Genomic DNA, 26,197 nt, shown 5'->3' on the forward strand with positions numbered 1-26,197 from the left:
CGCCTTTAGGGCGCTTTTTTACATTGGTGGGTCGTGCAGGATGATTCTCGTTGTTCACCCTCCGGGCCGTCGCCTGCGGCTCCGGTGCCTCACTGCGTTCGGCTCGAACCTGCAGCAGGTTCGAATCTTTCAAATCGCAGATAGTAAAAAAGCGCCTTTAGGGCGCTTTTTTACATTGGTGGGTCGTGCAGGATTCGAACCTGCGACCAATTGATTAAAAGTCAACTGCTCTACCAACTGAGCTAACGACCCGAATGGTGGGTGATGACGGGCTCGAACCGCCGACCCCCTCCGTGTAAAGGAGGTGCTCTACCAACTGAGCTAATCACCCATTTCGGTACTGCTTAGATAAGAAACCTTTTGAGAATGGTGGGCGATGACGGGCTCGAACCGCCGACCCCCTCCGTGTAAAGGAGATGCTCTACCAACTGAGCTAATCGCCCAATCTCAAATTCTTATGTACACTGCGGAGTCTACGTAAAGTAGATGGTGGGTGATGACGGGCTCGAACCGCCGACCCCCTCCGTGTAAAGGAGATGCTCTACCAACTGAGCTAATCACCCCCGCTGTGTGGAGTCGCATTATAGGGAGAGTTGAAAATGAGTCAACGCCTTTTCTAAAGTTTTCGTTCGTTCGTCGTAAAATTAGACAAAAGGATTGCTAAACCGTCCGTGCGGCATGATTTCTAAACAAAATTAGTAAACCTGCACGTCAAACAGGCAACATCATTGAGGAATCGCCCCACAGTGATAGAATATTGCCCATTGTTTTTTTCCCAGCATTTGCCGGTCGTCGGCATCGTTCATAACGTAAGGCCATTTCATGAAAATCAAAACTCGCTTCGCGCCCAGCCCGACAGGCTATTTGCACGTCGGTGGAGCACGTACTGCTCTCTATTCCTGGCTTTTTGCACGTAATCACGGCGGTGAGTTCGTGTTGCGTATTGAAGACACCGATCTTGAGCGCTCCACGCCGGAAGCAATCGAAGCCATTATGGATGGGATGAACTGGCTGAATCTGGAGTGGGATGAAGGCCCGTACTTCCAGACCAAGCGTTTCGACCGTTATAACGCGGTTATTGATGACATGATCGTCGCAGGCACGGCATATAAATGCTATTGCTCAAAAGAACGTCTGGATGCATTGCGTGAAGAGCAAATGGCGAACGGCGACAAACCTCGCTACGACGGTCGCTGCCGGCACAGCCACGAGCATCATGCTGATGACGAACCCTGCGTTGTGCGTTTCGCTAACCCGCAAGACGGCTCCGTTATTTTTGACGATCAGATCCGTGGTCCGATCGAATTCAGCAATCAGGAGTTAGACGATCTCATTATTCGTCGCACCGATGGATCTCCAACCTATAACTTCTGTGTTGTCGTCGATGACTGGGATATGGAGATTTCTCACGTTATCCGTGGCGAAGATCATATCAACAACACCCCGCGTCAGATCAACATCCTGAAAGCGTTGAATGCGCCAGTGCCGGTTTACGCGCACGTTTCTATGATCAACGGCGACGACGGTAAGAAACTGTCAAAACGTCACGGTGCAGTCAGCGTAATGCAGTATCGTGATGACGGCTATTTGCCTGAAGCACTGCTGAACTACCTGGTGCGTTTGGGCTGGTCCAGCGGCGATCAGGAAATCTTTAGTCGTGAAGAAATGATCAAGTTGTTCTCTCTGGGTGCGGTAAGTAAGTCTGCCAGTGCGTTTAACACCGATAAACTGCTGTGGTTGAATCACCATTACATTAACACCATGCAGCCTGAGTACGTGGCGACCTATCTGCAATGGCATATTGAGCAGGCTAACATTGATACCCGCACTGGCCCTGAGCTGGCGGAACTGGTGAAACTGCTCGGTGAGCGCTGCAAGACGCTGAAAGAAATCGCTGAAAGCTGCCGCTATTTTTATGAAGAATTCGACGCGTTTGATGCAGATGCAGCAAAAAAACATCTGCGTCCAGTTGCACGTCAGCCTCTGGAAGTGGTGCGCGATAAATTGGCCGCCATTACCGAATGGACAGCAGAGAATGTTCATCATGCGATTCAGGCAACCGCAGACGAGCTGGAAGTCGGTATGGGTAAAGTCGGTATGCCACTACGTGTTGCGGTAACAGGTGCAGGCCAGTCACCAGGACTGGACGTAACGGTCCACGCCATTGGTAAGACACGTAGCGTTGCGCGTATTAACAAAGCTCTGGGCTTTATTGCTGAGCGCGAAAGTCAGCAGTAATCGTTCTGAACAGGCAATAATTAAACGGCAGGTTTCCCTGCCGTTTTTTATGCGTGCTCTTCAGCAATACCAAGTCGGTTGAGAAATCCCTGAATACCTTCACGTGTCAGTAACGCAGCAAGCCTTTCTTGCTCGGTTTGGGTCATGTTTTCCAGTGTATTGATGACCTGGCGCAACACACGAGATGGGTTAGTGCCACCATAGGCGGCAGACGGCTCAGCAAGTTGGTATATGGCCTGACGGTTACGAATGGCGGGGAGGTTAATTATGTGCTCGCGCACCCTGGCATCAATATGAATGAGTCTTGCCCGTCCACCTTTCACACCGTTGATACCCTCTGTTTTCCACCCTTGCTTGCGTACCCAGCGGTTTACCGTTTGCTTGGCCACGCCAAGGCTTTCGGCCAGCTCTTCCGTGGTCATTTTGCTCCGTAATTTATTCATATTAGTTCTGGTCACGTATTCCTAAACGTTGTAACAATCCGGAAATCCCTTCCCGCAGTAACAGCGTGGTCAGCTGCTTTTGTTCTTCCGGGGTCATTTCATTTGCCAGTGTCAGGAGAAGCGCGTTAAGTGCGTTAGGGTTTACACTGCCTTCAGAGAGCTGAGGTTCGTCTGTTATCCGACAAGCACAACGAATAAATTCTCTGACTTTTTCGTTCACATGCACCAGTCGCGCTTTTCCGCCTTGAACGCCCGGCCTTGGTGAAGTTTTCCAACCCTCTTTACGTACCCATTTATTGATGGTCTGACGGCTATAGCCAGTGAGCTGGGACAGCTCCTCCGGCGTCATTCGTTCCTTGATCATACAATCACCTGAGTATCAGTAGGGTTAATTAGTGGTTCATCTTATAGCACCCTTTTACACGAAAACGTGACAGGCTTAACTTAGGACTGCGAGCCGCTTCGCAATGTGTTTTATTTGCATGATTTTTCGACGATTGAAAGAGAGGAACTGATTTTGCCGTTGACACTCTGCAATGGAATTCATATTATGCCGCCCGTCAACACGACAGCTTTACGTTGGGGCTATAGCTCAGCTGGGAGAGCGCTTGCATGGCATGCAAGAGGTCAGCGGTTCGATCCCGCTTAGCTCCACCAAATTCTTATCCAGGAGAGTTTGGAACGTAAAGAGACTGTGGGGCTATAGCTCAGCTGGGAGAGCGCTTGCATGGCATGCAAGAGGTCAGCGGTTCGATCCCGCTTAGCTCCACCAAATTCAGACCCTCGCCGGATGGCGGGGGGTTTTTTATGCCCATGTTAAAAACATCCCTCATTTTGTTGCAGAACCACGCATTTCCTATACTGCGAGTAAACCTCATGCAAAAGCGCTGACGGCTCTGAAAGGGATACTTGCTTAGCACAATTAATAATTTTAGTATTCTTAAGAATTAACGTGCTGTCAGGCAAATGAGGCTGCTAACCGCAATGATAAATAAAATTCTTGATAATTTAAGAATATTCGCACTTGCTTCTTTTATTTGCCTGCTAGTTCTGCCTCTTTCCCGCTATATCTCCCCTCGTGCAATTGTCAATGGAAATGACATTTATCTCGTCTGGCTTCCACTGAGCGTCATGCTGTCGGTTATTTTATTATTTGGTCGTCGTGCAGTCGCTCCCATTATTTTTAGCTCTGCACTTATCAATGCATGGGGTTTACACTTAACTCTCATGCAGTCATTCGCGTTATTGTTTTGCCAGGTATTTTCTGTGTTTGCCGTCTGCGGCATTATGCGCTGGCAGCTTGGGCGACGTTGGCGGTTCGGTGTCCCTCAACGATATATAGGGATACGGATTTTCTGGTTAGGTTTTATCCTCCCCATCAGCATTAAATTTTCTATGTTGTTAATAGGGAATTTTCTCCATTTTCCTGTGTTGCTGTCGACTTATTTTGGCGTAGGTTCGGCAATGGATAACGTTATCGATATTCAGAGCCTAATATCTTCTGCATTAATATTTACAATGATGTTTTATTATCCATTAAGGATGATCATTAATCCTCGTTATGCCATAAAAATTTGGCGATATCATGTCAGGCCTTCATTTTCTAAAAAGCAGATCTTTTTTACATTATTCTGGTTGTTGTGTTTGGGTACCGTGCTGATTGCTCTGTGCACGCCTTATCGTGCAAATTATATTGCAGGCTATCTGGTTCCGGTCATATTTATCCTGTTCACTCTGGGTATTAGCCGATTAAGCTATTCCGTGATTTCGTTCAGTTGGGCGATCTGTGTTTTTTTGCTGCTTACCTATAACGGCAATTTCCTTTATGGCGTGGAGAATGGCTACGCCCTGGCATTTGCTCTCTCCGTTCTGATTTCGTTCGCGATATGTCTGCTTTACATGTCACGTATCTATCAGCATGGCGAATGGTTAAAGCAAGGTTGGCAGGAGAGGGCATTGACCGACCCCTTGACGGGCTTACCTAACATGCGCGCGCTGGAGGCTTTTCTCGAAAAGCACCCGCACTTTCATGTGTGTTGCCTACGCATCGCTAACCTGGAGTTTCTGAGTCGGCATTATGGGATGATGATGCGAGTAAACTGTAAGCGTGAAGTCACGAGCGCTCTACAGCCGTTTTTGCTGACTGATGAAAAACTTTTCCAACTGCCGGGTAGCGAGCTGGTTCTTGTACTGAACGGCACAGAAACGGCTGCGCGGTTGCAGTACATGGTTGACCATCTTAATAATCGAAGAATTTACTGGAACAATACGGCCCTGGATGTTGAATTTGGCGCCTCCTGGGGGGGGGTGAGCGATGAATGGGGTGAGAACCTTCATCATGTGCTGGGTCAACTGAGTTGGTTATCAGAGCAGTCTTGTGCAAATCAAACCGTATTAGCATTAACTCACAGTCTGGCTACGATATCTGACCAGACGACGGAACGCGTCTTCATACTGAGTCGCATCAAGCGTGCTCTCAGTGAGGGTGGGCTACGTCTGTATGTGCAACCTATTCAGAATGCTGCAAGCAGGGGATATCACGAAATCCTGACGCGATTGGAAAGCGATGGCGAATTGATTTTTCCGGACCAATTTATCCCTCTCATTGCACAGTTTAATCTCAGCAGGCGTTTCGACTTGAGCGTGGTGGAAGCTATGGTGATATGGTTGGCGGATCATCCCGTTTCGCACCATTCCGCCCGGTTCTCGGTCAATCTCATGCCGCTCACATTGATGCAGAAAGAGACAGCATCAGACATCATTACTCTCTTTGAGCGCCATGGTGTCTCTTCTGCAGCGGTGATTATCGAAGTCACAGAAGAGCAGGCTTTTTCTGAGTCTGAAAGCAGTATTTTTAATATTCAGAAGCTGCGTGAATTCGGATTCAAAATTGCGATTGATGATTTTGGTACGGGCTATGCCAACTACGAGCGGCTTAAGCGTTTGGAGGCTGACATCATAAAAATAGATGGCTGTTTTATTAAGGATATTTGTGCCGATGATATGGATGCGATGATTGTGAAATCGATTTGCAATCTGGCAAAAACTAAAGCACTGAGCGTTGTCGCAGAATATGTTGAAACGCAAGAGCAGCGCCAGATGCTATTGGCCTTTGGTGTGGATTATCTTCAGGGTTATCTGATTGGGAAGCCACATCCCATTAAGGAATTACAGGCATAAAAAAACCGGAGGCTTATCACCCCCGGTTTTTTCTTCTGATTACAGTACGAGGGCTGCGATAGACGCAGACAGTACGCTCACCAGAGTTGAACCATAAACCAGTTTCAGACCAAAGCGGGAAACCACGTTTCCTTGCTCTTCGTTAAGGCCTTTAATCGCGCCTGCGATGATACCGATAGAAGAGAAGTTAGCGAAGGAAACCAGGAAGACTGACAGAATGCCTTCTGCGCGCGGGGAGAGCGTGCTGGCAATTTTCTGCAGATCCATCATCGCAACGAATTCGTTGGAAACCAGTTTGGTGGCCATAATGCTACCGACCTGCAGTGCTTCATGCGCCGGTACACCCATTACCCAGGCAATCGGGTAGAAGATGTAACCCAGAATACCCTGGAAGGAGATGCCCAGAACGGCAGCAAACAGGGCGTTCAACGCAGCAATCAGCGCGATAAAACCGATCAACATGGCAGCAACGATAACGGCAACTTTAAAGCCAGCCAGAATGTATTCGCCCAGCATTTCGAAGAAGCTCTGGCCTTCGTGCAGGTTAGACATCTGGATATTTTCTTCGCTGGCATCAACGCGGTAAGGGTTGATCAGGGAGAGAACGATAAAGGTGCTGAACATGTTCAGAACCAGCGCTGCGACCACGTATTTCGGTTCCAGCATTGTCATGTATGCACCCACGATAGACATGGATACAGTCGACATTGCGGTAGCCGCCATGGTGTACATGCGGTTGCGAGACATTTTGCCGAGGATATCTTTATACGCGATAAAGTTTTCAGACTGACCCAGAATCAGGGAGCTGACGGCGTTGAAAGATTCCAGTTTACCCATACCGTTGACTTTGGATAACAGGAAGCCAATAGCGCGAATAATCACTGGCAGAACACGAATGTGCTGCAGAATACCGATCAGTGCAGAGATAAAGACGATTGGGCACAGCACTTTCAGGAAGAAGAATGCCAGACCTTGATCGTTCATACTGCCAAAGACGAAGTTAGTCCCTTCGTTGGCAAATCCGAGCAGTTTTTCGAACATTTCGGAAAAGCCTTTAACGAAACCAAGGCCGATGTTGGAGTTCAGGAAGAACCACGCAAGTAAAACTTCAATGACGAGCAGCTGTATAACATAGCGAATACGAATGTTTTTGCGGTCAGTGCTGACCAGCAATGCAAGTACAGTAACGACAACAAGTGCCAGGACAAAATGAAGGACGCGGTCCATATTTGCTCCAAATATGAGGCAGGTTTAATTTCCGTGCACATTCTATGTAACAAGTGCAAAGAAAACGAGATCAAGACCACACTATAGTTACATCCTGTGACGAGTCTCAAAAATAGTGATCAACCATACATTTCTGTTATGTTATGTAAATGAGTGAAAAGTTACGTTTGTGTGCTACGCTTCACAAAAGATGATTCAATTTCGCTATTCGTTCTAAATAATTCCAAAACGTCCTGTCTTGTTATTGCTCTTCGCTATCAATGAAATCGCTATAACCCATTTAAATGATCTTGATAATCATTCTCATTTTGATAGCATAAAACATAGCAAAGGCTATATCTTCAGAGGTGGAAATGAATAACAGTCGCGTTGAGGGTAGCAGTGGCAGAGCAGCGCGCAAGTTGCGGTTTGCATTAATGGGACCGGCGTTCATTGCTGCGATTGGCTACATCGATCCGGGTAATTTTGCGACCAATATTCAGGCCGGGGCCAGTTTCGGTTATAAACTGCTGTGGGTCGTCGTGTGGGCAAATCTGATGGCGATGCTCATTCAGGTCTTATCCGCGAAGCTTGGGATCGCGACGGGCAAAAACCTGGCGGAACAAATTCGCGATCATTATCCCCGTCCGGTCGTCTTGTTTTACTGGGTTCAGGCGGAAATCATCGCGATGGCGACCGATCTCGCGGAATTTATCGGCGCGGCCATAGGCTTCAAACTGATCCTCGGCGTTTCGCTGCTTCAGGGAGCGGTACTGACGGGGATTGCCACTTTTCTTATCCTGATGCTGCAGCGGCGCGGGCAAAAACCGCTGGAACTGGTCATCGGCGGTCTGCTGTTATTCGTTGCGGCAGCGTATATCGTTGAGCTTGTATTTTCGCAGCCGAATCTGGTGCAGTTGAGCAAAGGTATGGCGATACCCAGCCTGCCAACCTCGGAAGCCGTGTTCCTTGCCGCCGGTGTTCTGGGCGCGACGATCATGCCGCATGTTATCTATCTCCACTCCTCGTTGACGCAAAATGCGCATGATGGCACCCGGCAGGAACGCTATTCGGCAACCAAATGGGATGTGGGTATTGCGATGACGATTGCCGGATTCGTTAATCTCGCCATGATGGCGACAGCCGCCGCGGCGTTTCATTTTAACGGTCACACTGGCGTTGCCGATCTCGATCAGGCGTATTTGACGCTGGAACCGCTGTTGAGCCATGCGGCAGCAACCATTTTTGGTTTAAGCCTGGTCGCCGCGGGGCTTTCATCGACGGTGGTCGGTACGCTGGCCGGGCAGGTCGTTATGCAGGGCTTCGTGCGTTTCCACATTCCGCTGTGGGTACGCCGTTCTGTCACCATGATGCCTTCATTTATCGTCATTCTGATGGGGCTGGACCCAACCCGAATTCTGGTGATGAGTCAGGTATTGCTGAGCTTTGGTATCGCACTGGCGCTGGTACCGCTGCTGATTTTTACAGGCAATCAATCGCTAATGGGGGATTTGGTCAATTCGACGCTGGTTAAACGTATCGGATGGATGATCGTGGTACTGGTAGTGGCGCTGAACCTGTGGCTGCTGATTGGCACGCTGCTGGGGTTGTAAGACAGACCAGACTGAAAAAGCATGAAAAAGGAGCCTGATGGCTCCTTTTTTGCGGTGACAGTTTTAGTGGCGATGCCCGTGTCCGTGCCCACGATCGTGACCTCGTCCATGGCCCCGAGGTCCGCGACGATCATCACGATCGCTCCAGCCTTCACGGTAGCCGCGCTCGTACGCCTTGCGGTTATCCCAACCACGGTGACGACCATTATCATGTCTCCACCAGCGGTTTTGACGCCATTCGTAGTTACGGTGCCAGTAATCACGGTCGCGCCAGCCGCCACCGTCCCAGTAGTTACCAGAGTTATCACGATCGCCAATATGTAATTTTATTGACGGCAACAGGGTAATTTCGCCTGCATTTGCAATCAGTGGCGCACTCGCCATCAGGATTGCCGCAAGAATCAGTGATTTGAACATTATTGTTATTCTCCTACGAACGGAGCCGTAAGCGGCCTGTTAACGCAATTTTACGGGGCAGTAAAGCCCCGTATAATCGCCTCAACTCCTAATTCACAGGGGGGAGCACTTTTTGCTAAAGACGCATTTATTTTGAGCTGTTCAGAATCGCGTCGATCGCTTCAAGCTCTTCAGCAGTGAAGTGAAGATTATTGAGCATGCCGACTGCGTCCTCGATTTGTGACGTCTTACTGGCACCAATCAGCACGCTGGTGACGGTGTCGTGACGTAACACCCAGGCGAGTGCCATTTGTGACAGCTTCTGACCTCGGCGTTCGGCTAACGCGTTGAGCTGGCGAACCTTACTCAGTTTTTCATCGCTAACCTGATCGGCATTCAGGAATCGACTCTTGCTCGCCGCGCGTGAATCAGCCGGAATACCATTTAAATAGCGATCGGTCAGTTGCCCACCCGCGAGCGGTGAGAAAGGAATACAACCCACCCCTTTTTCCTGCAAAACGGACAGCAATCCCTCTTCCGGCGCACGTTCAAACATCGAATATTTTGGCTGGTGGATGAGACAAGGCGTCCCAAGATCGTCCAGGATATCAATGGCCTGGCGTGCCAGTTCAGCCGGGTAGTTTGAAAGACCGACATACAGGGCTTTACCCTGGCGCACGATATGATCGAGTGCTCTCATCGTCTCTCTGAGCGGCGTTTCTGGGTCCGGCCGGTGATGGTAAAAGATATCAACATATTCCAGCCCCATACGTTTTAGGCTTTGATCGAGACTGGCGACTAAATATTTACGCGATCCCCAGTCCCCGTAAGGCCCATCCCACATGGTGTATCCCGCTTTAGTCGAGATCGCTAATTCGTCACGGTACGCGTGAAAATCTTCCCGAAAAATACGCCCAAAGTTGCTCTCTGCCGATCCTGGCGGTGGTCCGTAGTTGTTCGCGAGATCAAAGTGGGTTATCCCGAGCTCGAATGCGCGCTGCAAAAGCTGACGGCTATTTTCAATTAACGTGCTGTCGCCAAAGTTATGCCACAGACCCAGCGAGACGACGGGGAGTCTAAGACCACTCTGACCGCATCGACGGTATTGCATTGAGTCATAACGTGTTTTATCCGCCTGAAAAACCATGCGCTAGCCCCTTTATTCTGAAGTGTGATTCTCAGTGTATACGTTTACACGCTGAATCGGACCATCAGATTACTACGCCATTTTTCGTAAAGCATTCTTTCCAGCCTCTTCTTTTCCGCATTCCTGGACAGGCATCACGCTTCTTTAATACTCAAAGTGAGGTCAACGTCAGAAGGACTCTTGTTATGCGAACCGCCTATTCCGTGGCTGATTATCTGCTGGACCGCCTTTCACAGTGTGGCGTTGAGCACCTGTTTGGCGTGCCGGGTGACTACAATCTGCAATTCCTTGATCACGTTATCGACAGCCCCGAAATCCGGTGGGTTGGGTGTGCCAATGAACTCAATGCCTCCTATGCCGCCGATGGATATGCCCGCTGCAAAGGTTTTGCCGCGTTGCTCACGACATTTGGTGTGGGAGAACTGAGTGCGATGAACGGAATCGCCGGCAGTTTTGCGGAGTACGTACCGGTATTGCACATCGTAGGAGCGCCTTGCAGCGCCGCGCAGCAAAAAGGGGAGCTCATGCATCACACATTGGGCGACGGAGAATTCCGCCATTTCTTCAAGATGAGCGAGCCTATTACCGCAGCGCAGGCTATTCTCACCGAACAAAATGCCTGCTATGAAATCGATCGTGTATTGTCAGTGATGCGACGTGAGCGCCGTCCTGGTTATCTGATGTTACCCGCAGATGTGGCAAAAAAACCTGCCATACCGCCTGTAAGCGCTTTCACTAATGCGCTTTTTCCCTTTGATAACGCTTGTCTGCAAGCGTTCCGCGAGGCCGCAGAGGCGCGTCTTGCGACCAGCCACCGTACGGCGCTATTGGCTGATTTTTTAGTCCTGCGGTATGGGCTAAAAAAATCGCTTCAGGCGTGGGTCAAAGAGACGCCCATGGCACATGCGACGATGCTGATGGGGAAAGGGATTTTTGATGAGCGACAGACGGGTTTTTACGGGACGTACAGCGGGGCTGCGAGCACCGACGCCGTCCGGGAGGCTATCGAAGGGGCGGATACCGTCATTTGCGTGGGCACGCGTTTCACCGATACGCTGACCGCGGGATTTACCCATAAACTTACTGCTGCGCAGACCATTGAAGTCCAGCCCCATGCGGCTCGAATTGGGGATCGTTGGTTTACAGGCATTCCCATGGTGCGCGCGGTTGAGATCTTATCCGAGCTTTGCAGGCAGCATGTTACCCAACACGATCTGCCGATTCATAAGTCCGCACTTTCTCAGGAATATCATCAAGGCACGCTGACGCAGGATAATTTCTGGCACACGTTGCAAACGTTTATTCGTCCCGGGGATATCATTCTTGCCGATCAAGGGACTGCTGCGTTTGGTGCAAGTGCGCTGCGACTGCCTTCGGACGTCGACTTTATCGTTCAGCCGCTATGGGGCTCGATTGGCTTTACGCTAGCAGCGGCATTTGGCGCGCAAACCGCTTGTCCGGACAGGCGTGTGATTGTGCTCACCGGTGACGGCGCGGCACAACTAACGATTCAGGAAATGGGTTCGATGCTGCGGGATGATCAGCGGCCTGTCATTCTGGTGCTGAATAACGAGGGATATACCGTTGAGCGGGCGATTCATGGTGCTGGGCAGCGCTATAACGACATTGCGCTGTGGAACTGGACGCAGATCCCGCAGGCGCTCAGCCTGAACTGTCAGGCTCAGTGCTGGCGGGTCAGCGAAACGGTACAGCTGGCAGAGGTGCTGGAAAAAGTCGCCCATCGCGAGCGACTTTCGCTGATTGAGGTGATGTTGCCCAAAGAGGATATTCCTTCGCTGCTCAGCGCCATCACCAAAGCGCTGGAGACACGTAACAGCGGCTAGTCACTTATTCTGCCGCCAGGCCATCAGCATCGGTTTGCCCGCTAGCAGGAGCCAGGCGGGCAGCATCACGATACAGAGTAACGGCAATAAGTTGGTGTCGGGCACAACGACCGCTGCCATAAACAGACTGAGCCAGGCATCGCGGGTGACGACCAGCACCAACCCCAGAATCGAGCACGAAATCGTAATCGCCGCCGGGACGGCGTCGACATGCTCGTGGAGCATGAGTCCTAACGCCACGCCGATAAACACCGCCGGGAAGATACGCCCCCCGCGAAAACCACACGCGGCCGCCACAACGACTGCTGCCAGCTTAATCACGGCAAACAAGAAATAATCCGACACGCTAAAGACCTGGCTGAAGGCCATCTGTTGCATCTCATCCAGGCCTTTAAATAACGTCACCGGCCCACCAATTGCCCCAAGAATCCCCAGCAGGAAACCGCCCGCACCCAGAATCAAAACCGGGTGTTTGAGCTTATGCATCAGGCGGTGCAGTCGCGGTAAGCACCAAACGGCGACCATACCGAGCGCGATGGCGATGGCAGCGACAATGGCACCGCTAAAAATATCTGCCAGTTGCATTTGACCGTAATGCGGAATCGGCAGCGAAAAGTGAGGATGGTAAAACAGGCTGGTCGTGAGCGCGCCAGCGGCTGCGGCCATAAGAGGCGCAAAGAGGCGATCCCAGAGCGGTACATCGTTATCGCCACTCAGCGTTTGGGAAAAAATAAGCGCGGCGGCGACAGGCGTACCGAATAGCGCCCCGATGGTGCCCGCAGACGCCAGAATCGTCCAGTCCAGCGCGCCCACGCGGGGGAAAATGCGTGAACCCAGATAAACAGCGAGCGCAATATTCACTGCCATGATGGGGTGTTCAGGCCCCAGGCTTACGCCGCCCGCCAGCCCGATAATCAAGGCGAGAAGTAAACCCGGCAGTGCCGCCGGGTTGACCGGCGCGCTAATCAACGGCTCCAGTGCTGGATCGGGGCCCGCGTGTCCCGGACTGAAGCGAATGACTAAGCCTACCGCGATACCGGTGAGCGTCAGCATCAGGATAATCCAGGTCGGAGAGGCAAAATCAATGCCGAGCTTTCCCGGCAGGGCGGTCCACAAAAAAGCTTGCAGCACCGAGGCAACTTTCATAACGACGATTAACACCAGGCTTGACGCAATACCAATGATGAGCGCAGGCGTCGCTAACAACAGCATGGTTTTGGCTCGCGGATGGAGCATGATGATTTCCTTGTACAAAAGTGTTTAGCGAGACTTTGCACATTCAGTTTGACGGCAATAGTGCAAAAGGTGCTGAAACGGTAAAGTGATTCTGTGACGAAGATCGATTATCCTGGGCAGTTCGCATTCAGGCCGTTGTTGTTATCCCGCCTTGAATTTACAGTGTCCCAAAGATTTATTCTGACTTTAGCGGAGCAGTAGAAGAATGACAAAATATGCTTTAGTAGGTGATGTAGGCGGCACGAATGCGCGGCTGGCATTATGCGATATTGATACCGGTGAAATTTCTCAGGCAAAGACCTATTCCGGGCTGGATTACCCAAGTCTTGAAGCGGTGGTTCGCGTGTATCTGGATGAGCATCAGGTCGGTGTCGAGGACGGTTGTATCGCTATCGCCTGTCCGATTACCGGTGACTGGGTGGCGATGACGAATCACACCTGGGCATTTTCCATTGCCGAAATGAAAAAAAATCTCGGCTTCGCGCATCTGGAAATTATTAACGACTTTACGGCCGTTTCGATGGCGATCCCGATGCTCAAACCTGAACATCTTATTCAGTTTGGTGGCGCGGAACCGGTCGAAGGCAAGCCGATTGCCGTTTATGGCGCGGGTACGGGACTGGGTGTTTCACATCTGGTTCACGTCGATAAACGCTGGATCAGTTTGCCGGGCGAGGGCGGCCACGTTGATTTTGCCCCAAATAGCGAAGAAGAAGGCATTATTCTGCATGAACTGCGCGCCGAATTGGGCCACGTTTCTGCCGAGCGCGTGCTGTCCGGCCCTGGGCTGGTTTATCTTTATCGCGCGATTGTGAAATCCGATAATCGCCTGCCGGAAAACTTACAACCCAAAGACATTACCGAGCGCGCACTGGCGGACAGCTGCACAGACTGTCGTCGCGCGCTGTCACTGTTCTGCGTGATTATGGGTCGCTTTGGCGGCAATCTGGCGTTAAATCTCGGCACGTTTGGCGGAGTTTACATCGCGGGTGGCATTGTGCCGCGTTTCCTGGAGTTCTTTAAAGCGTCTGGTTTCCGTGGCGGGTTTGAAGATAAAGGGCGTTTTAAATCCTATGTGCAGGACATTCCGGTTTATCTGATCGTGCATGATAATCCTGGTCTGCTGGGCTCAGGCGCGCATTTGCGTCAGACGCTGGGCCAATACCTCTGATACTAATCCCCTCTCCGGGTGGAGAGGGGATTCTGCTACAAATGCATTAGCTGCCTGAATTCCTTCACCTTGCTCCGACTCACTGGCACCTGAAAATCCAAATCCTTAAGCCGTAAAATATAGGTGTTGTTAAACCACGGCTCGATCTCGCGGATTTTATTCAGATTCACACAAAACGAACGGTGGCAGCGGAAAAAATGCGACGCGGGCAGCTTGCTGCAAAATTCAGTGATATTCATCGGCATCACGAAAGATTCGCGCCGGGTATAAACAAACGTCATTTTTTCGTGCGCTTCGGCGTAATAAATGTCATCCATCGGCGTGACGATAATCCGCTCATCTTTAATCAGATTTAGCGTGTCGTTTTCACGGGTGACGACAGGCGCTGCGCTCACCGCAGAGTGGTTTTGCTGCTGCCAGGCCATCTCAAGTTTTTGCAGCATACTCACAATGCGTGATTCCTGATAAGGCTTGAGAATGTAGTCAAATGCTTCCAGTTCGAACGCTTCGACGGCATGCTCTTTCCATGCAGTGACAAAAACAATAAACGGCTTATGGGCGAACTGATTGATATTCTGCGCCAGCAGAACACCGTCCAGTGACGGAATGTTGATATCCAGGAAAATGGCGTCAACTTTGTTGTGCTGTAAAAACTTCAGGACATCCAGTCCGTCTTCAAACGTGCCGACAATCTCCATTTGGCTGTGCTCTTTTATCAGCCAGCTCAGCTCCTGTTGGGCGAGGATCTCATCTTCAACAATGATGACTTTCATACATCAATCCTCATTCAGGGCCACAATAATGTTTGCGTATGAACGGGTAAGCGCTCATTAGGCACATAAAAAGCAATTTCCGTTCCGGGTTCCAGACGACGAATATGCAGCCCTTCGCCGTAAAGTAATTTCACGCGATGATGAACATTCAACAGGCCAATTTTATTGCCCGGCATCTCGTTAGATTCCACGCGCGCAATCACGTTAGGATCGATGCCATTTCCGGTATCGCGTACCGCCACGCGCACGCGATTGCCACATTCCGCCACGCTAATCGTCACCACGCCTTTGCCTTTGCATGGCTGGATGCCGTGGACAATCGCGTTCTCAACCAGCGGCTGAATCAACAGGCTCGGGATGACGCAGTGCACCTCTTCGTCGATATCGTAGATGACCGTCAGCTTATCGCCAAAACGAGCCTGTTCGATCGCGATGTAGTCCTTGATCTGATACAGCTCTTTTTTGATATCGATTTGCTCGTCGTCCTTAAGCTCAATGTTGTAGCGCAAATAGCGCGAGAGATTATAAATCAGCTGACGGGCGGTATCTGGATTCATTCGAATAGAAGACGAAATCGCATTCAGCGCGTTGAACAGGAAATGGGGATTAATTTTACTTTGCAGGGCGCGCAGCTCTGCCTTATTTGCCATTTCACGTAGCTGCTCGGCGCGAGAAACTTCCAGTTGTGTAGAGATAATTTGCGACAGACCAATCGCCATCTCCTGCAGTGAAGAGGTGATTTGATGCGCGTGACAGTAGTAAATTTTAAGCGTGCCGGTAACGATCCCTTTTTCCCACAGCGGGATCACCAGCATGGAGTGGATTTCCGGCGTGCGATGCGCCTCATCATTGTTTTTAATGATGATTTTTCCGTAGTTTATGGCCTGGCGAGTGGTAGGGCTGATGGCATCGTCGTTATCGCGATAGTTATGTTCGCCCACACCGACGTAGGCCAGCACATGATCAATATTGGTGATCGCCACCGCATCAGCATGAATATCGCGCCGGATAATGTCGCACACCTGACGCAACGACTCTGCGTTGACATGACGAAATAGCGGCAGCGTTTTATTGGCAATATCCAGTGCAAGTTTTGCCTGGCGCGCTGCGCTGGCCTCTTTTTCACCTTCAACGCTCTGCACCAGCAAAACGATAAATCCAATACACACGCTGCCCAGAATCATCGGAATACCGATTTTCGAGACAATATCCAGTCCAAGCTCGGTCGAGGGGGCCCAGGCAACCACCAGGATCATGGTCAGCGTTTCGCACACCATGCCCGCCACGATACCGGCTTTCCAGTGCTGCTTTTTGGGAAACTTACGGTTAATCCAACCGGAAAGGACACCCGCGATAATGCTGGTGATAAAGCACGGAATAGCCGTCACGCCGCCGATATCGATGAGATAGCGGTGCGTCCCCGCAATAATGCCGGTAATAATCCCCACCCATGGGCCGAATAAAATACCACCGGACATTACGGCAATAATGCGCACGTTGACCAGCGATCCTTCTACGGGTACGCCGGACCAGGTGCTGAAAAGCGCAAACATCGAGAAGATGGCGGTGACGGCCAGCAACTCTTTTGGCGAGTGTGCAGATTTATGCAAAAGCTCGCGAAAAAGCCGGATGCGGATCAGGAAAAACAGACAAATCAGCATTAATGCAGCGCGATCAAATACCGCCAGCAGCATATTGAATATTTCGTGCACGGGACAACCTGGGAAAACGGGAAAAATCTATGATAGAAAACCTGACGCAGAATGACCAGACATCACTCTTTTTTAGCAAATGAGGAAAAACCTTAATTTACAAAGGGGATTATAGGGTTCTGATTGACTGGAGTGATTCTGGCTTTGAATGAAAACCTGTTTGTAAGTTCATTGATATCATGATGTTAAAAAAATGGCATCTCTGATCTCTTTTGGCATCAATACTTCCGGTTTTCACTCATTCAATGTTCCCATTTTATCTCTCATTTTATTTTTTCATTCTCCTCTCGACAGCGGGTTTTCAATCAGGCTATTTTCTAAGCATGCCACAAACGTGGCAGCGTCGCTCGGACGGTCCGGGCGCAAACGTGACTCTGAGGAATCTATGGCTGAATTCAGTCCTGAACGCCGTTTTACGCGTATCGATCGTCTCCCCCCTTATGTTTTTAATATCACTGCTGAACTGAAAATGGCTGCGCGTCGGCGCGGCGAAGACATTATCGATTTCAGCATGGGTAATCCCGATGGCCCAACGCCGCCGCATATCGTCGAAAAACTGTGTACCGTTGCTCAACGTCCGGACACTCACGGTTATTCGACGTCGCGCGGGATTCCGCGCCTGCGGCGTGCAATTTCTCGCTGGTATCAGGATCGCTATCAGATTGATATCGATCCCGAAAGCGAAGCTATCGTTACGATTGGATCGAAAGAAGGGCTTGCACACCTGATGCTGGCGACGCTGGATCACGGTGATACCGTACTGGTGCCGAATCCAAGCTATCCGATCCATATTTACGGTGCGGTGATAGCTGGGGCGCAAGTTCGCTCTGTGCCGTTGGTCGAGGGTGTAGATTTCTTCAACGAACTGGAACGTGCGATTCGGGAAAGTTACCCGAAGCCAAAGATGATGATTTTAGGCTTCCCGTCGAATCCGACGGCGCAATGCGTCGAGCTGGAGTTCTTTGAAAAAGTGGTGGCGCTGGCGAAGCGTTATGACGTGCTGGTGGTCCATGATTTGGCGTATGCCGATATCGTGTATGACGGCTGGAAAGCGCCTTCAATTATGCAAGTGCCCGGCGCGCGCGATGTCGCGGTTGAATTCTTTACGCTGTCGAAAAGCTACAACATGGCTGGGTGGCGTATCGGATTTATGGTCGGCAATAAAACGCTGGTCAACGCGCTGGCGCGAATCAAAAGCTATCACGATTACGGTACTTTCACGCCGCTACAGGTGGCTGCGATTGCTGCGCTGGAAGGCGATCAGCAATGTGTGCAAGACATCGCCGCACAGTACAAACGACGCCGCGATGTGCTGGTGAAAGGGCTGCATGAAGCGGGCTGGATGGTCGACATGCCGAAAGCCTCGATGTACGTATGGGCCAAAATTCCCGAGCACTATGCGGCCATGGGGTCACTCGAATTTGCTAAAAAGCTGCTGCAGGATGCAAAAGTTTGCGTTTCCCCGGGCATCGGCTTTGGTGATTATGGCGATACGCACGTGCGTTTTGCGCTCATCGAAAATAGCGATCGTATACGCCAGGCGGTGAGAGGAATTAAAGGGATGTTCCGGGCCGATGGTCTTTTGCCGTCAGACAAAAAGAATTTAGCAGAATCAGAATAGAGTCGAGCGCATAAAAAAACAGGAGCCAATGGCTCCTGTTTTTTTAACTGTTGTTCTTCGCTCAGATCATCAGGGCAAAGGTTCCGGCCCAGACAAATACAATCACCGAAATGCCCATAAAGAAATATTTCACGTTTGTCGCTCCGCGCATCTTTTGATACGCCTAAAAAAACAAAGTCCAACTGAGTATAGAGAGTTGAAATCGTACGAAATCGGAAATAAGAATTTTCCCGCTATGTCATCGACTCCAGCTCAGAATTCTGTGCCTTCCTGTTGCCAGACGGCGCTAATGTACCCCTAAAAATCAGGAGTGACAAGAGGCATTTTTTTAAATACTTTCCGTCACTTACGAGTGTCGTGGAACGGAGACAGATTAATTTCATCGTGCAATAAATAGACGTTGAGCGAAGAAAATAATTAACAATTCAGAGAGTGATGGCAGGTGATTGAAAAGGTTAGTTTCTCAGTGAAACTAACCTTTAAAGAGGTTACTTATAGAGAGAGGATACGCCAACTGGACGGGTTTTAAAGCGGCGATGGACCCATAAATATTGTTCGGGGGCGCGCATGATTTCTTTCTCGATCACTTTGTTGATGTAGGCGGCAGCTTCGGTCTCGTCCTGGGGATAATTTTTCAACTCAGGGGAGATAAAGAGACGATAACCTGAGTTATCCGCCTTCCTGATCATCGTGACCGTCAGCATCGGCGCACCCGACAGACGCGAAATCACAAATGTACCGTTAGTTGTAGCAACATTTTCTACCGCAAAAAATGGGGCAAAGCTGCTTCCTTTGCGGCCATAATCCTGGTCGGGAGCGAACCAGACGGCTTCGCCTTTTTTGAGTGCACTGACTAAACCACGCAAATTGTTACGGCTGATCATGGCTTTATTAGACCGGAGACGACCGCGCGTCTGCACCCATTCCATCAGCAAGTTATTGTGCGGACGATAGGTGGCCATCATCGGTTGGCACAACCCCATCACACGCCCCCCCAGCTCTAAAGACATAAAGTGAACGCCAATCACCATCACGCCGCGATTTTGCGCCTGCACCTCTTTCAGATTATCCAGGCCCTCAACATCAAACCATTTACGCACGCGCTCGTCTGGCCAGAACCAGGCGATACCTGTTTCCAGCAGCGCCATACCAATGGCTTTGAAGTTTTCCTTGATCAGTCGTTCTCGCTGAGCGGGCGTATCGTTTGGGAAACAGAGTTCGAGATTCCTGCGCGCAATGGATTCACGTCTTTTCAGGAAGTGGCGGGATGCACTCCCTAACCGCGAGCCCAGAACACGAATAGCGGGATAAGGTAATTGAACAAGTAGCCAAAGTAGGCCAAGACCAAACCACGTTAACCAGTAACGCGGATGTAGAAATGCACGCTGGAATTTGCATTGAGACAAAATAGTGAACCTATATAAAGCCTGAGAAGGTAGCGCAAACTTCGCGTTACAACCTGCTTGTGTAGACCGTATTTCAGGATAGTAGTTTCAGTCCTTACCGATGTTTAGGCAGTCAATAACCACTGCCGAAGTAAGGTAGGCTGCGTAATGTAGCATCGTTAGACACCGTGTTCCACGACTAGTTTATCCGAAAAAGCAAGCACATGGTGACGATAATACCAGGCTTAAAAGCGCAACGAGTACGACAGCATTATCGACTTATATTGCTTAAGAAGGAAAGGCTGAATGGGGTCTAAACACTCGGCTAATGAAGCCATAATCATATTAACCCTGAGTCAATGGATTTTGGATAACCCAACGGACTCATGAAATAACGGCATCAAATAGTTACTCTACTTTATTATCGCTCCCTCTGAGGCCGCGAATTTCCTGGTCTTATCTAATAAGGCCATTTTAAAAGATGATATTTGACAGCAAAAAAGATGCATATTGGCTTTGTGGCGGTAATGCGTCGAAAGGGTCAGATAACCTGCTGCGCGAGGCCTGCCGAATAAATTGATTCAACAGGCGCCACAAAATAAGCATGAAGCTGATTTTCATTTATGAAAGCGGGGGAGGTCTAAAATATCGTAGGTGAAAGTGTTCTTCAAATAACACCGGTCGGGCGTATCGCTATCTGCATACAGTAAAAAATACTGCTGCGTATCCTCAAAGATTACAAGGTCATCGCCATTCCTGAAATGGGTCACCACATAAGGCGTATCATTTTTTGTTCGAGCATGGTTAACACCTGAGGCAATTTGAAAGCGATCGTCCCATTTCATAGTGCTGAGCTGATATTTGAAGTGAGATATGGTCACACTGCTACGTAAAGAACAGGATAGTCGAATCGCGGTAGCGGCAAACGAAGGTGAGCTTATGAATGTTATAAGGCTTAGCAAGAGTAAAACTTTCAAAGAGGTCTCCATTTTGGATGGTCTTGCGAGGAACAGTCTGGACGTGCCGTCAGCATGATTGAATCAGCGGCTTTGTTGACGAGGTATACAGCGAGGCTGTGGTCTGCTGATATACAGCAGAGTTAATATTGTATCGATAACTCAATGTGATACAAGCTCGTTGTAAAGTTTGTTTTTAGTAAAATTTGAAAAGGATCAATATTTCCGGAAGGACACGTCTTCTTGTCTTGTCATGAGTGGAACGCGTACTTAACCGGAATCATCAGAGGGGAATGAGTGAGCTGGTAAATTAGCAACGCGCACCTGATGGATGCCGGTAAGGGTAGCAGGTTTTTTCTGCCATACAGGGGAGTTATACGCAGCGTTTTGTTTGGCAAGTAAACAGCGATTGAATACTTCGATAGTCTGTGAAAATTTTGGCATCAATGGCAATCATTTTTGCGGTGATAAGGTGTAATTGGCAGGTATCACGTTACATGACTCATTCAATACATAGATCAGTTAAAAATGAATTGTTGTTCTATTGATATAGGGAATGAATTATATACTGTTGACGATCAAAACAGTCATTTTAGCTCAAATGTTTATTTTTAGGATTTTTGCTTGATTGTTTTTATTTACCATTTGGTGATGTTGCCGACCCTTATTTGATAGGGCTAGCTGTAAAATTATGAGGAAATACTTATAAAAAGAACGTTTTCATTTTAATGAAGTCCTCGGTCTGTAAGATTATGTTACATCATTTTATTTCCCATCATATCGGAAATATTTTTACACTCATCTCAATAAGGCTTTGTCCGCGTTTTAATTTCGCACTAAGACTTTATATTGCGTCATGCTTGCAGGTAAAAGGAATGCGACTGATCTTGACCATTTGTACTATTAGTGTCCGATGGAGTTAATATCTTTCTGCTCTAATAACCTAAGCTTTTATTATTAATATGCCAGCGAGTATTGACCGTTTCTATCTATTCCATAGAACAGGGAAAGTTATGTCTAACTCCTATCAATCCGAGATCCCTAAGGCTCGCGTCAATATCCAGTTAAGTTTGCATACAGGCGGCGCACAGAAAAAAGTCGAATTACCCCTAAAACTTGTTTTGGTGGGTGATTACAGCAACGGAACAGAGCAGCGTCCCGTTTCGGAGCGCGAAAAGGTCAATGTAAATAAAAATAACTTTGACAGCGTGCTTGCTGAGTTTTCGCCAGCCATAAAGCTTTCAGTTGAAAACACGCTTGCACATGACGGCAGTGAAGAAGCCATAAATCTCACCTTCCGCGACATGAAAGACTTCACACCGGAACAGGTCGCTCGTCAGATCCCTCAACTGAAAGCCATGCTTGCCATGCGTAATCTTCTCCGAGACCTCAAAGCCAATCTGCTCGATAACCAGGCTTTCCGCAAAGAGCTGGAAAAAATTCTGGTAGACCCACAACTCAGCAGTGAGCTGCGCAGTGAGCTGCGTGCTCTGGCACCGAAAAAAGTCTGACGGTCGCGATGTTAAACGGTTTAACGAAGAGAAAATGCTGATGTCTGTAAAAAATAAATATACGACTGGTAGTGAAACCGTCGTGCTGGAACGCTCTGAATCAGGCGGTGTATATGTATCCCTGTTTGAAAAAATTAATCTCAATCCGGTTTCTGAACTGAGTGCGCTGGATATCTGGCAGGATGCACAGGTCATGTCTGATGCAACTGCAGATGAGCGGTTGACCGCCGGTATGCAAGTGTTTCTGGAATGTCTTAGTAAAGCCGGTTCAAAGGTCGAAAAATTAGATAAAAACCTGATTGACCATCATATTGCGGAGCTTGATTACCAAATCAGCCGTCAGCTGGATGCGGTAAAACCATGTCAGTAAAATCACAGTTTCTCGAAAAATTGCAGACCAGACAGTCTGCTCCGGCTTCATCTGTCAGCAAGACTCAAGCCGATATTGCTGAGTTTCGCCTCCGAATGGCACAGCTTCAGGAGCAGATGGACGCGTGGCTGGTGAGTACCGGACTGAATGTGGAGACGCTCAATACACCCGTTACGGACCTGCTGGTTGAGGGAGGAAGATTTGATATTGTCGCCCTCGTTCTGCGTATCGACGACCGATCTGTAAAATTTGTGTCGGCATTCCTGTATGCTCAGAGTGTAACCGGGTGCGTGGAGGCGACCTTCCATAATGGAGGACTCGTGACGCCTCTGGGGCGATTATTTATGCGGTCATGCACGTTGAACAACTGGACCTTTAGTCCGCCAGGTACTTTATCCCGCCCTGGGCAGCGTTTTGATGAAAGCACTTTCTTTAACCTGATTTTAGCGCTTCTGCCATAGCGGGAGCTGAAAATGAATCATTATTTTTTGCTTTGAATCATTGCAAGTTTTCCTGACGAAACGGTTAATAGCTTTCGGATTACTTAGCCCCAAAGTAACGAGATAAATAACGGATACGGAAATGAGAAAATTAATCTTTCTTCTGGTCTCAGGGATACTGTTTACGGCACAAGCCGATGCTGCGCGTGGAAGGCAGCCCTGCTCAGGTTCAAAAGGCGGTATAGCGCACTGCACATCGGATGGCCGCTTTGTCTGTAATGACGGGAGTCTGAGTCAGTCGAAACGATTTTGTTCCGGGTATGATTCCTCAGCAACCAGCAATCCGGTAAAACAGTCTACTTCCACTCGCAAAGCTAAGACGAAAAAAGTGACAACTGCGACAAAGCAAAATCAGCAACGAGTGACAGAGAACGACGAACCAGTCAGTACCCAACCCCGACAGCCCACATGCGCTCCCCTCTACATGGCCAGTAAGCCCGGATACACTCATTTACCGATTTGCTCAGGGAATCAGTATTAATTTGATATGGAGAAGATTCTCTTCCCGTTATTCAGATTAAATTGTCAGGATAAAAATAAGCAAGGAAAGAGATGAAATATGGCACGAAGAAAAAAAGATGACAATGCTGCGGGTATTATTCTGGTTATTATTGGTGTCATTGCCTGGGGTATTTATGTCGCAGTAAGCGCATTAATCAATATTAATGAGCGATTTGTTGAATCGGTGTCGAATCCGGCCGGAATCATCGGTTTGTTCTTTGGTTTACTGATAGCCGTTGCGCTGATAATACGGGTTTTCATTTACCGGGGCTTCCGGAAGAAAACAGCGGAGCTTGAACAGGCCGTGTTGGACCTGGCCCAGAAAGAGAAAGCCTTTGACGAAACCGTCAGTACTGAAGTGGCTCGCGGCCTTTATCAGGAAAAGAAAAAGCTTTCCGGTCAGTGGGATGACTTTCACAATGCCAGAAATAAAGCCTCCCGGGCACTGCAGCGTATTGTGGACTCCGCGTATAAATTTAAAGTCAAAACCCTGCTTTCCGGCACCACGGTAAATAACTGGCAAAGCAAGTACGACCAGCTAAGGAAGGAAAAAGAGGCTTACACTGCCATCAGCGAGAAAATCACCTTTCTGGAACTGGAGGATAACGCCGACTGGGAAGGCGTAAAACAGCAGTTTCTGGATAAGGTTGCCCTGCTGGAAAAAGCGCAGGAAGAAAAAGAATATCAGGCAGAGCTTAAGCGTCAGATGCGGGAAGAAAAACAGCGTCAGGATGAGCTGGAGCAGCAGCAGCGCGAAGCGGAAGAGGAGGAACAACGCCTTGCTGAGCAGCAGCGTTTACTGGAAGAAGCTCTGCTCGCCGCTGAAGGTGCTCACAGGGAAGAGCTGGAAAGACAGCGTCTGGCGCTGGAGCAGAAAATCCAGGACGTGCATCAGCAGTATGAACGCGCCAAATCCATGGCCCAGCTTACAAAACAGGGGCATGTGTATGTGATTTCGAATATCGGCTCCTTCGGCGAAAATGTCTTCAAAATCGGCATGACCCGACGACTGGAGCCTATGGAGCGCGTGAAAGAACTGAGCGGGGCAGCCGTGCCGTTTGATTTTGACGTCCACGCCATGATTTCCTGTGATGATGCCCCCGCACTTGAAAAGACACTTCACGACCATCTGGAAAGCTACCGTATCAACAGGGTTAACCTGCGTAAGGAATTTTTCCGGGTCGAGCTCAGCAGAATTATCGATGAGGTGGAGCGTCACCACGGGCAGGTTGAATATATTGCTGACCCGGTGGCATTACAGTATCTGCAGAGTCTCGAATATGCAGAAAGCGAAGCTGCATAAGTAATAACTTCCAATAGCTCCTTATACGTCAAATGGACAACTGGTCATGAATGACATTACCCAACGTAAAATCAAAACCGGCGGTGACCCGCGTACGCTACCGGATTATGCCGCCCTGCGTGATGAACTGAGTAAGCTGACACATCCGGCTCGTCCGGATGTGAGCTGGCAGTATGTCGAAAAACTTTGTCTCTCACTGTTTGAGCAGAACGGTGTGGAATTACAAACAGCAGCCTGGTATACGCTTGCGCGTACGCAGCTGGCCGGTTTATTCGGGCTCAATGAAGGGCTGACGATACTTGAGGCGCTGATAAGCCATCAGTGGGGGGCACTGTGGCCTCAGCCAGTCCATGCCCGGATGGAAATCCTCAGCAGTCTGAGTCAGCGCCTGCAGCAACGAGTGCGCTCGCTCCCGCTGAATTACAGCGACCTCAGCCAGTTGTACCGGGCGGAGCAACTGCTTACGGGTCTGGGAGAAGTACTGCAGCGTCTGGAGCTTAAACATCTGAGCCAGCTCGATACGTTGCGAACCCTGATGCACAACAGTGCTGTCCGGCTGGAAAACAGCGATGACATAACGACCATTCAATCTGGTAGCGGGTTGCCTGCGAAGGTGATGAAAGGCGTGACAGCATCAACGGAGGCTCATACTGATAGTCCGCTCGAAGAGAATACCGCGTCAGATAGCACCGTGAAGTGGGTATACTTTGCGCAGCCAGAACCCCAGGTGAACGTGGAGGGACTGGCGGCAATGCCCACGCCGGTAAAAAAGTGGAAATCATTCGTGGCCGGGATGTGTACGATGTTGGTGATCAGCATCGTAACGGTATGGGCCTGGCAGTATTTGTATCGGCCTGACCCTTTACAGATTCAGCTTGCTGCATCACTGGCCCCGTTACCCGCGACACTCTCGCCCACACAATTGGATGTTCTGCGTCAGCAATCTCCGTTATGCTCTGGTGGCTCAGTCTGACGACGCTCAGCGCTCACTGATACAGTTGAAAACGACTGAGGATTGAAAAAAGATAAAACAGAGGAGGTGTAGGTTTTAAATTTCGTTGCAGAGAATAAGCCCTGGAACACTGATTAAA

At 49.4% G+C, this 26,197-nt stretch carries 20 protein-coding genes, 6 tRNA genes, 1 other RNA gene and 2 pseudogenes; 14 read left to right on the forward strand and 15 right to left on the reverse strand.

Annotation, left to right across the window (positions count from 1 at the left end):
• Nucleotides 1–24: 24 nt before the first annotated feature.
• The 5 genes from ACKI5T_RS01675 to ACKI5T_RS01695 form a co-directional block, all read right to left on the reverse strand.
• Nucleotides 25–147: non-coding RNA, RtT sRNA (locus ACKI5T_RS01675), on the reverse strand.
• Nucleotides 148–176: 29 nt separating this feature from the next.
• Nucleotides 177–252 (reverse strand) — tRNA-Lys (locus tag ACKI5T_RS01680).
• A 3-nt stretch (nucleotides 253–255) separates the two neighbouring features.
• Nucleotides 256–331: transfer RNA gene (locus ACKI5T_RS01685), tRNA-Val, on the reverse strand.
• A gap of 36 nt (nucleotides 332–367) precedes the next feature.
• Nucleotides 368–443 (reverse strand) — tRNA-Val (locus ACKI5T_RS01690).
• A gap of 44 nt (nucleotides 444–487) precedes the next feature.
• Nucleotides 488–563: transfer RNA gene (locus tag ACKI5T_RS01695), tRNA-Val, on the reverse strand.
• A gap of 259 nt (nucleotides 564–822) precedes the next feature.
• Between ACKI5T_RS01695 and gltX the strand changes: the two genes are divergently transcribed.
• A complete protein-coding gene (gene gltX, locus ACKI5T_RS01700; protein ID WP_407435149.1) occupies nucleotides 823–2,238 on the forward strand; it encodes a glutamate--tRNA ligase in 1,416 nt (471 codons plus the stop codon).
• 47 nt (nucleotides 2,239–2,285) lie between these two features.
• Here the strand turns inward: gltX and ACKI5T_RS01705 are convergent, their stop codons facing one another.
• On the reverse strand, nucleotides 2,286–2,681 hold the full coding sequence (locus ACKI5T_RS01705) for a YfeC-like transcriptional regulator (protein ID WP_407435151.1): 396 nt from the start codon (nucleotides 2,679–2,681) through the stop codon (nucleotides 2,286–2,288).
• A 1-nt stretch (nucleotide 2,682) separates the two neighbouring features.
• Nucleotides 2,683–3,045 (reverse strand): YfeC-like transcriptional regulator, encoded by a 363-nt coding sequence (locus ACKI5T_RS01710; protein WP_407435153.1) that lies wholly within the window; start codon nucleotides 3,043–3,045, stop codon nucleotides 2,683–2,685.
• Nucleotides 3,046–3,262: 217 nt separating this feature from the next.
• Here ACKI5T_RS01710 and ACKI5T_RS01715 point away from each other — a divergent pair.
• From ACKI5T_RS01715 to ACKI5T_RS01725, 3 genes are all read left to right on the forward strand, one after another.
• Nucleotides 3,263–3,338 (forward strand) — tRNA-Ala (locus ACKI5T_RS01715).
• Between the two features lie 39 nt (nucleotides 3,339–3,377).
• Nucleotides 3,378–3,453 (forward strand) — tRNA-Ala (locus tag ACKI5T_RS01720).
• A 212-nt stretch (nucleotides 3,454–3,665) separates the two neighbouring features.
• Nucleotides 3,666–5,861 (forward strand): EAL domain-containing protein, encoded by a 2,196-nt coding sequence (locus tag ACKI5T_RS01725; RefSeq protein WP_407435155.1) that lies wholly within the window; start codon nucleotides 3,666–3,668, stop codon nucleotides 5,859–5,861.
• 39 nt (nucleotides 5,862–5,900) lie between these two features.
• Here ACKI5T_RS01725 and nupC read toward each other — a convergent pair whose 3' ends face one another.
• Nucleotides 5,901–7,088 (reverse strand): nucleoside permease NupC, encoded by a 1,188-nt coding sequence (nupC, locus tag ACKI5T_RS01730; protein WP_407435157.1) that lies wholly within the window; start codon nucleotides 7,086–7,088, stop codon nucleotides 5,901–5,903.
• 353 nt (nucleotides 7,089–7,441) lie between these two features.
• Here nupC and ACKI5T_RS01735 point away from each other — a divergent pair, with 353 nt between their 5' ends.
• Nucleotides 7,442–8,680, forward strand: a complete 1,239-nt coding sequence (locus ACKI5T_RS01735; RefSeq protein ID WP_407435159.1) for an Nramp family divalent metal transporter — start codon at nucleotides 7,442–7,444, stop codon at nucleotides 8,678–8,680.
• A 63-nt stretch (nucleotides 8,681–8,743) separates the two neighbouring features.
• On the opposite strand, the gene ACKI5T_RS01740 is transcribed toward ACKI5T_RS01735, so the two are convergent.
• Both ACKI5T_RS01740 and mgrA read right to left on the reverse strand, forming a co-directional pair.
• Nucleotides 8,744–9,097, reverse strand: coding sequence for a DUF2502 domain-containing protein (locus ACKI5T_RS01740; protein ID WP_131487766.1), 354 nt, complete (start codon nucleotides 9,095–9,097; stop codon nucleotides 8,744–8,746).
• A 127-nt stretch (nucleotides 9,098–9,224) separates the two neighbouring features.
• Nucleotides 9,225–10,223: an L-glyceraldehyde 3-phosphate reductase gene (gene mgrA, locus ACKI5T_RS01745; RefSeq protein ID WP_407435161.1), complete on the reverse strand. Its 999-nt coding sequence runs from the start codon at nucleotides 10,221–10,223 to the stop codon at nucleotides 9,225–9,227.
• 185 nt (nucleotides 10,224–10,408) lie between these two features.
• On the opposite strand from mgrA, the gene ipdC reads away from it, so the two are divergent.
• Complete coding sequence (gene ipdC / locus ACKI5T_RS01750; RefSeq protein ID WP_407435163.1) at nucleotides 10,409–12,067, forward strand: indolepyruvate decarboxylase; 1,659 nt, start codon at nucleotides 10,409–10,411, stop codon at nucleotides 12,065–12,067.
• On the opposite strand, the gene ACKI5T_RS01755 is transcribed toward ipdC, so the two are convergent.
• Nucleotides 12,068–13,303, reverse strand: a complete 1,236-nt coding sequence (locus ACKI5T_RS01755) for an ion channel protein (protein ID WP_407435165.1) — start codon at nucleotides 13,301–13,303, stop codon at nucleotides 12,068–12,070. It abuts the gene before it with no gap.
• Nucleotides 13,304–13,508: 205 nt separating this feature from the next.
• Here ACKI5T_RS01755 and glk point away from each other — a divergent pair, with 205 nt between their 5' ends.
• Nucleotides 13,509–14,474 (forward strand): glucokinase, encoded by a 966-nt coding sequence (gene glk, locus ACKI5T_RS01760; RefSeq protein ID WP_015959918.1) that lies wholly within the window; start codon nucleotides 13,509–13,511, stop codon nucleotides 14,472–14,474.
• 35 nt (nucleotides 14,475–14,509) lie between these two features.
• Here glk and ACKI5T_RS01765 read toward each other — a convergent pair whose 3' ends face one another.
• The gene (locus tag ACKI5T_RS01765; protein ID WP_407435166.1) at nucleotides 14,510–15,247 is read right to left on the reverse strand and encodes a LytR/AlgR family response regulator transcription factor; all 738 of its coding nucleotides are present in this window, start codon (nucleotides 15,245–15,247) and stop codon (nucleotides 14,510–14,512) included.
• A gap of 14 nt (nucleotides 15,248–15,261) precedes the next feature.
• Nucleotides 15,262–16,959 (reverse strand): LytS/YhcK type 5TM receptor domain-containing protein, encoded by a 1,698-nt coding sequence (locus tag ACKI5T_RS01770; protein WP_407435168.1) that lies wholly within the window; start codon nucleotides 16,957–16,959, stop codon nucleotides 15,262–15,264.
• A gap of 385 nt (nucleotides 16,960–17,344) precedes the next feature.
• Between ACKI5T_RS01770 and alaC the strand changes: the two genes are divergently transcribed.
• Nucleotides 17,345–18,580, forward strand: coding sequence for an alanine transaminase (gene alaC, locus ACKI5T_RS01775; protein WP_015959915.1), 1,236 nt, complete (start codon nucleotides 17,345–17,347; stop codon nucleotides 18,578–18,580).
• Between the two features lie 61 nt (nucleotides 18,581–18,641).
• Here alaC and ypdK read toward each other — a convergent pair whose 3' ends face one another.
• Together ypdK and lpxP are read right to left on the reverse strand one after the other, a co-directional pair.
• A complete protein-coding gene (gene ypdK / locus ACKI5T_RS01780) occupies nucleotides 18,642–18,713 on the reverse strand; it encodes a membrane protein YpdK (RefSeq protein WP_106379800.1) in 72 nt (23 codons plus the stop codon).
• A gap of 355 nt (nucleotides 18,714–19,068) precedes the next feature.
• The gene (lpxP, locus tag ACKI5T_RS01785) at nucleotides 19,069–19,989 is read right to left on the reverse strand and encodes a kdo(2)-lipid IV(A) palmitoleoyltransferase (protein WP_407435178.1); all 921 of its coding nucleotides are present in this window, start codon (nucleotides 19,987–19,989) and stop codon (nucleotides 19,069–19,071) included.
• A 1,945-nt stretch (nucleotides 19,990–21,934) separates the two neighbouring features.
• Here lpxP and tssB point away from each other — a divergent pair.
• The 6 genes and pseudogenes from tssB to ACKI5T_RS01815 all read left to right on the forward strand — a co-directional run.
• Entirely contained in the window at nucleotides 21,935–22,432 is a 498-nt protein-coding gene (tssB, locus tag ACKI5T_RS01790) for a type VI secretion system contractile sheath small subunit (RefSeq protein WP_407435171.1), read from the forward strand.
• A 34-nt stretch (nucleotides 22,433–22,466) separates the two neighbouring features.
• A pseudogene (locus ACKI5T_RS01795) lies at nucleotides 22,467–22,787 on the forward strand (type VI secretion system contractile sheath large subunit); the annotation flags it as partial.
• Nucleotides 22,788–22,792: 5 nt separating this feature from the next.
• Nucleotides 22,793–23,263 (forward strand): hypothetical protein, encoded by a 471-nt coding sequence (locus ACKI5T_RS01800; RefSeq protein WP_407435173.1) that lies wholly within the window; start codon nucleotides 22,793–22,795, stop codon nucleotides 23,261–23,263.
• A gap of 121 nt (nucleotides 23,264–23,384) precedes the next feature.
• Nucleotides 23,385–23,783: a hypothetical protein gene (locus tag ACKI5T_RS01805; RefSeq protein ID WP_407435175.1), complete on the forward strand. Its 399-nt coding sequence runs from the start codon at nucleotides 23,385–23,387 to the stop codon at nucleotides 23,781–23,783.
• A gap of 78 nt (nucleotides 23,784–23,861) precedes the next feature.
• Nucleotides 23,862–25,106 (forward strand): GIY-YIG nuclease family protein, encoded by a 1,245-nt coding sequence (locus tag ACKI5T_RS01810; protein WP_407435177.1) that lies wholly within the window; start codon nucleotides 23,862–23,864, stop codon nucleotides 25,104–25,106.
• 46 nt (nucleotides 25,107–25,152) lie between these two features.
• Nucleotides 25,153–26,058, forward strand: a pseudogene (locus ACKI5T_RS01815) (type VI secretion system ImpA family N-terminal domain-containing protein); the annotation flags it as partial.
• Nucleotides 26,059–26,197 lie beyond the last annotated feature (139 nt).

The sequence above is a fragment of the Lelliottia sp. genome, assembly GCF_045627565.1.
Taxonomy (GTDB): Bacteria; Pseudomonadota; Gammaproteobacteria; order Enterobacterales; family Enterobacteriaceae; genus Enterobacter.

Excerpts from the sequence above, each read along its gene's own strand:
- gltX (WP_407435149.1), top strand. The coding sequence starts at position 823 with ATGAAAATCAAAACTCGCTTCGCGCCCAGCCCGACAGGCTATTTGCAC.
- ACKI5T_RS01705 (WP_407435151.1), bottom strand. The coding sequence starts at position 2,681 with ATGAATAAATTACGGAGCAAAATGACCACGGAAGAGCTGGCCGAAAGC.
- ACKI5T_RS01710 (WP_407435153.1), bottom strand. The coding sequence starts at position 3,045 with ATGATCAAGGAACGAATGACGCCGGAGGAGCTGTCCCAGCTCACTGGC.
- ACKI5T_RS01725 (WP_407435155.1), top strand. The coding sequence starts at position 3,666 with ATGATAAATAAAATTCTTGATAATTTAAGAATATTCGCACTTGCTTCT.
- nupC (WP_407435157.1), bottom strand. The coding sequence starts at position 7,088 with ATGGACCGCGTCCTTCATTTTGTCCTGGCACTTGTTGTCGTTACTGTA.
- ACKI5T_RS01735 (WP_407435159.1), top strand. The coding sequence starts at position 7,442 with ATGAATAACAGTCGCGTTGAGGGTAGCAGTGGCAGAGCAGCGCGCAAG.
- ACKI5T_RS01740 (WP_131487766.1), bottom strand. The coding sequence starts at position 9,097 with ATGTTCAAATCACTGATTCTTGCGGCAATCCTGATGGCGAGTGCGCCA.
- mgrA (WP_407435161.1), bottom strand. The coding sequence starts at position 10,223 with ATGGTTTTTCAGGCGGATAAAACACGTTATGACTCAATGCAATACCGT.
- ipdC (WP_407435163.1), top strand. The coding sequence starts at position 10,409 with ATGCGAACCGCCTATTCCGTGGCTGATTATCTGCTGGACCGCCTTTCA.
- ACKI5T_RS01755 (WP_407435165.1), bottom strand. The coding sequence starts at position 13,303 with ATGCTCCATCCGCGAGCCAAAACCATGCTGTTGTTAGCGACGCCTGCG.
- glk (WP_015959918.1), top strand. The coding sequence starts at position 13,509 with ATGACAAAATATGCTTTAGTAGGTGATGTAGGCGGCACGAATGCGCGG.
- ACKI5T_RS01765 (WP_407435166.1), bottom strand. The coding sequence starts at position 15,247 with ATGAAAGTCATCATTGTTGAAGATGAGATCCTCGCCCAACAGGAGCTG.
- alaC (WP_015959915.1), top strand. The coding sequence starts at position 17,345 with ATGGCTGAATTCAGTCCTGAACGCCGTTTTACGCGTATCGATCGTCTC.
- tssB (WP_407435171.1), top strand. The coding sequence starts at position 21,935 with ATGTCTAACTCCTATCAATCCGAGATCCCTAAGGCTCGCGTCAATATC.
- ACKI5T_RS01800 (WP_407435173.1), top strand. The coding sequence starts at position 22,793 with ATGTCAGTAAAATCACAGTTTCTCGAAAAATTGCAGACCAGACAGTCT.
- ACKI5T_RS01805 (WP_407435175.1), top strand. The coding sequence starts at position 23,385 with ATGAGAAAATTAATCTTTCTTCTGGTCTCAGGGATACTGTTTACGGCA.
- ACKI5T_RS01810 (WP_407435177.1), top strand. The coding sequence starts at position 23,862 with ATGGCACGAAGAAAAAAAGATGACAATGCTGCGGGTATTATTCTGGTT.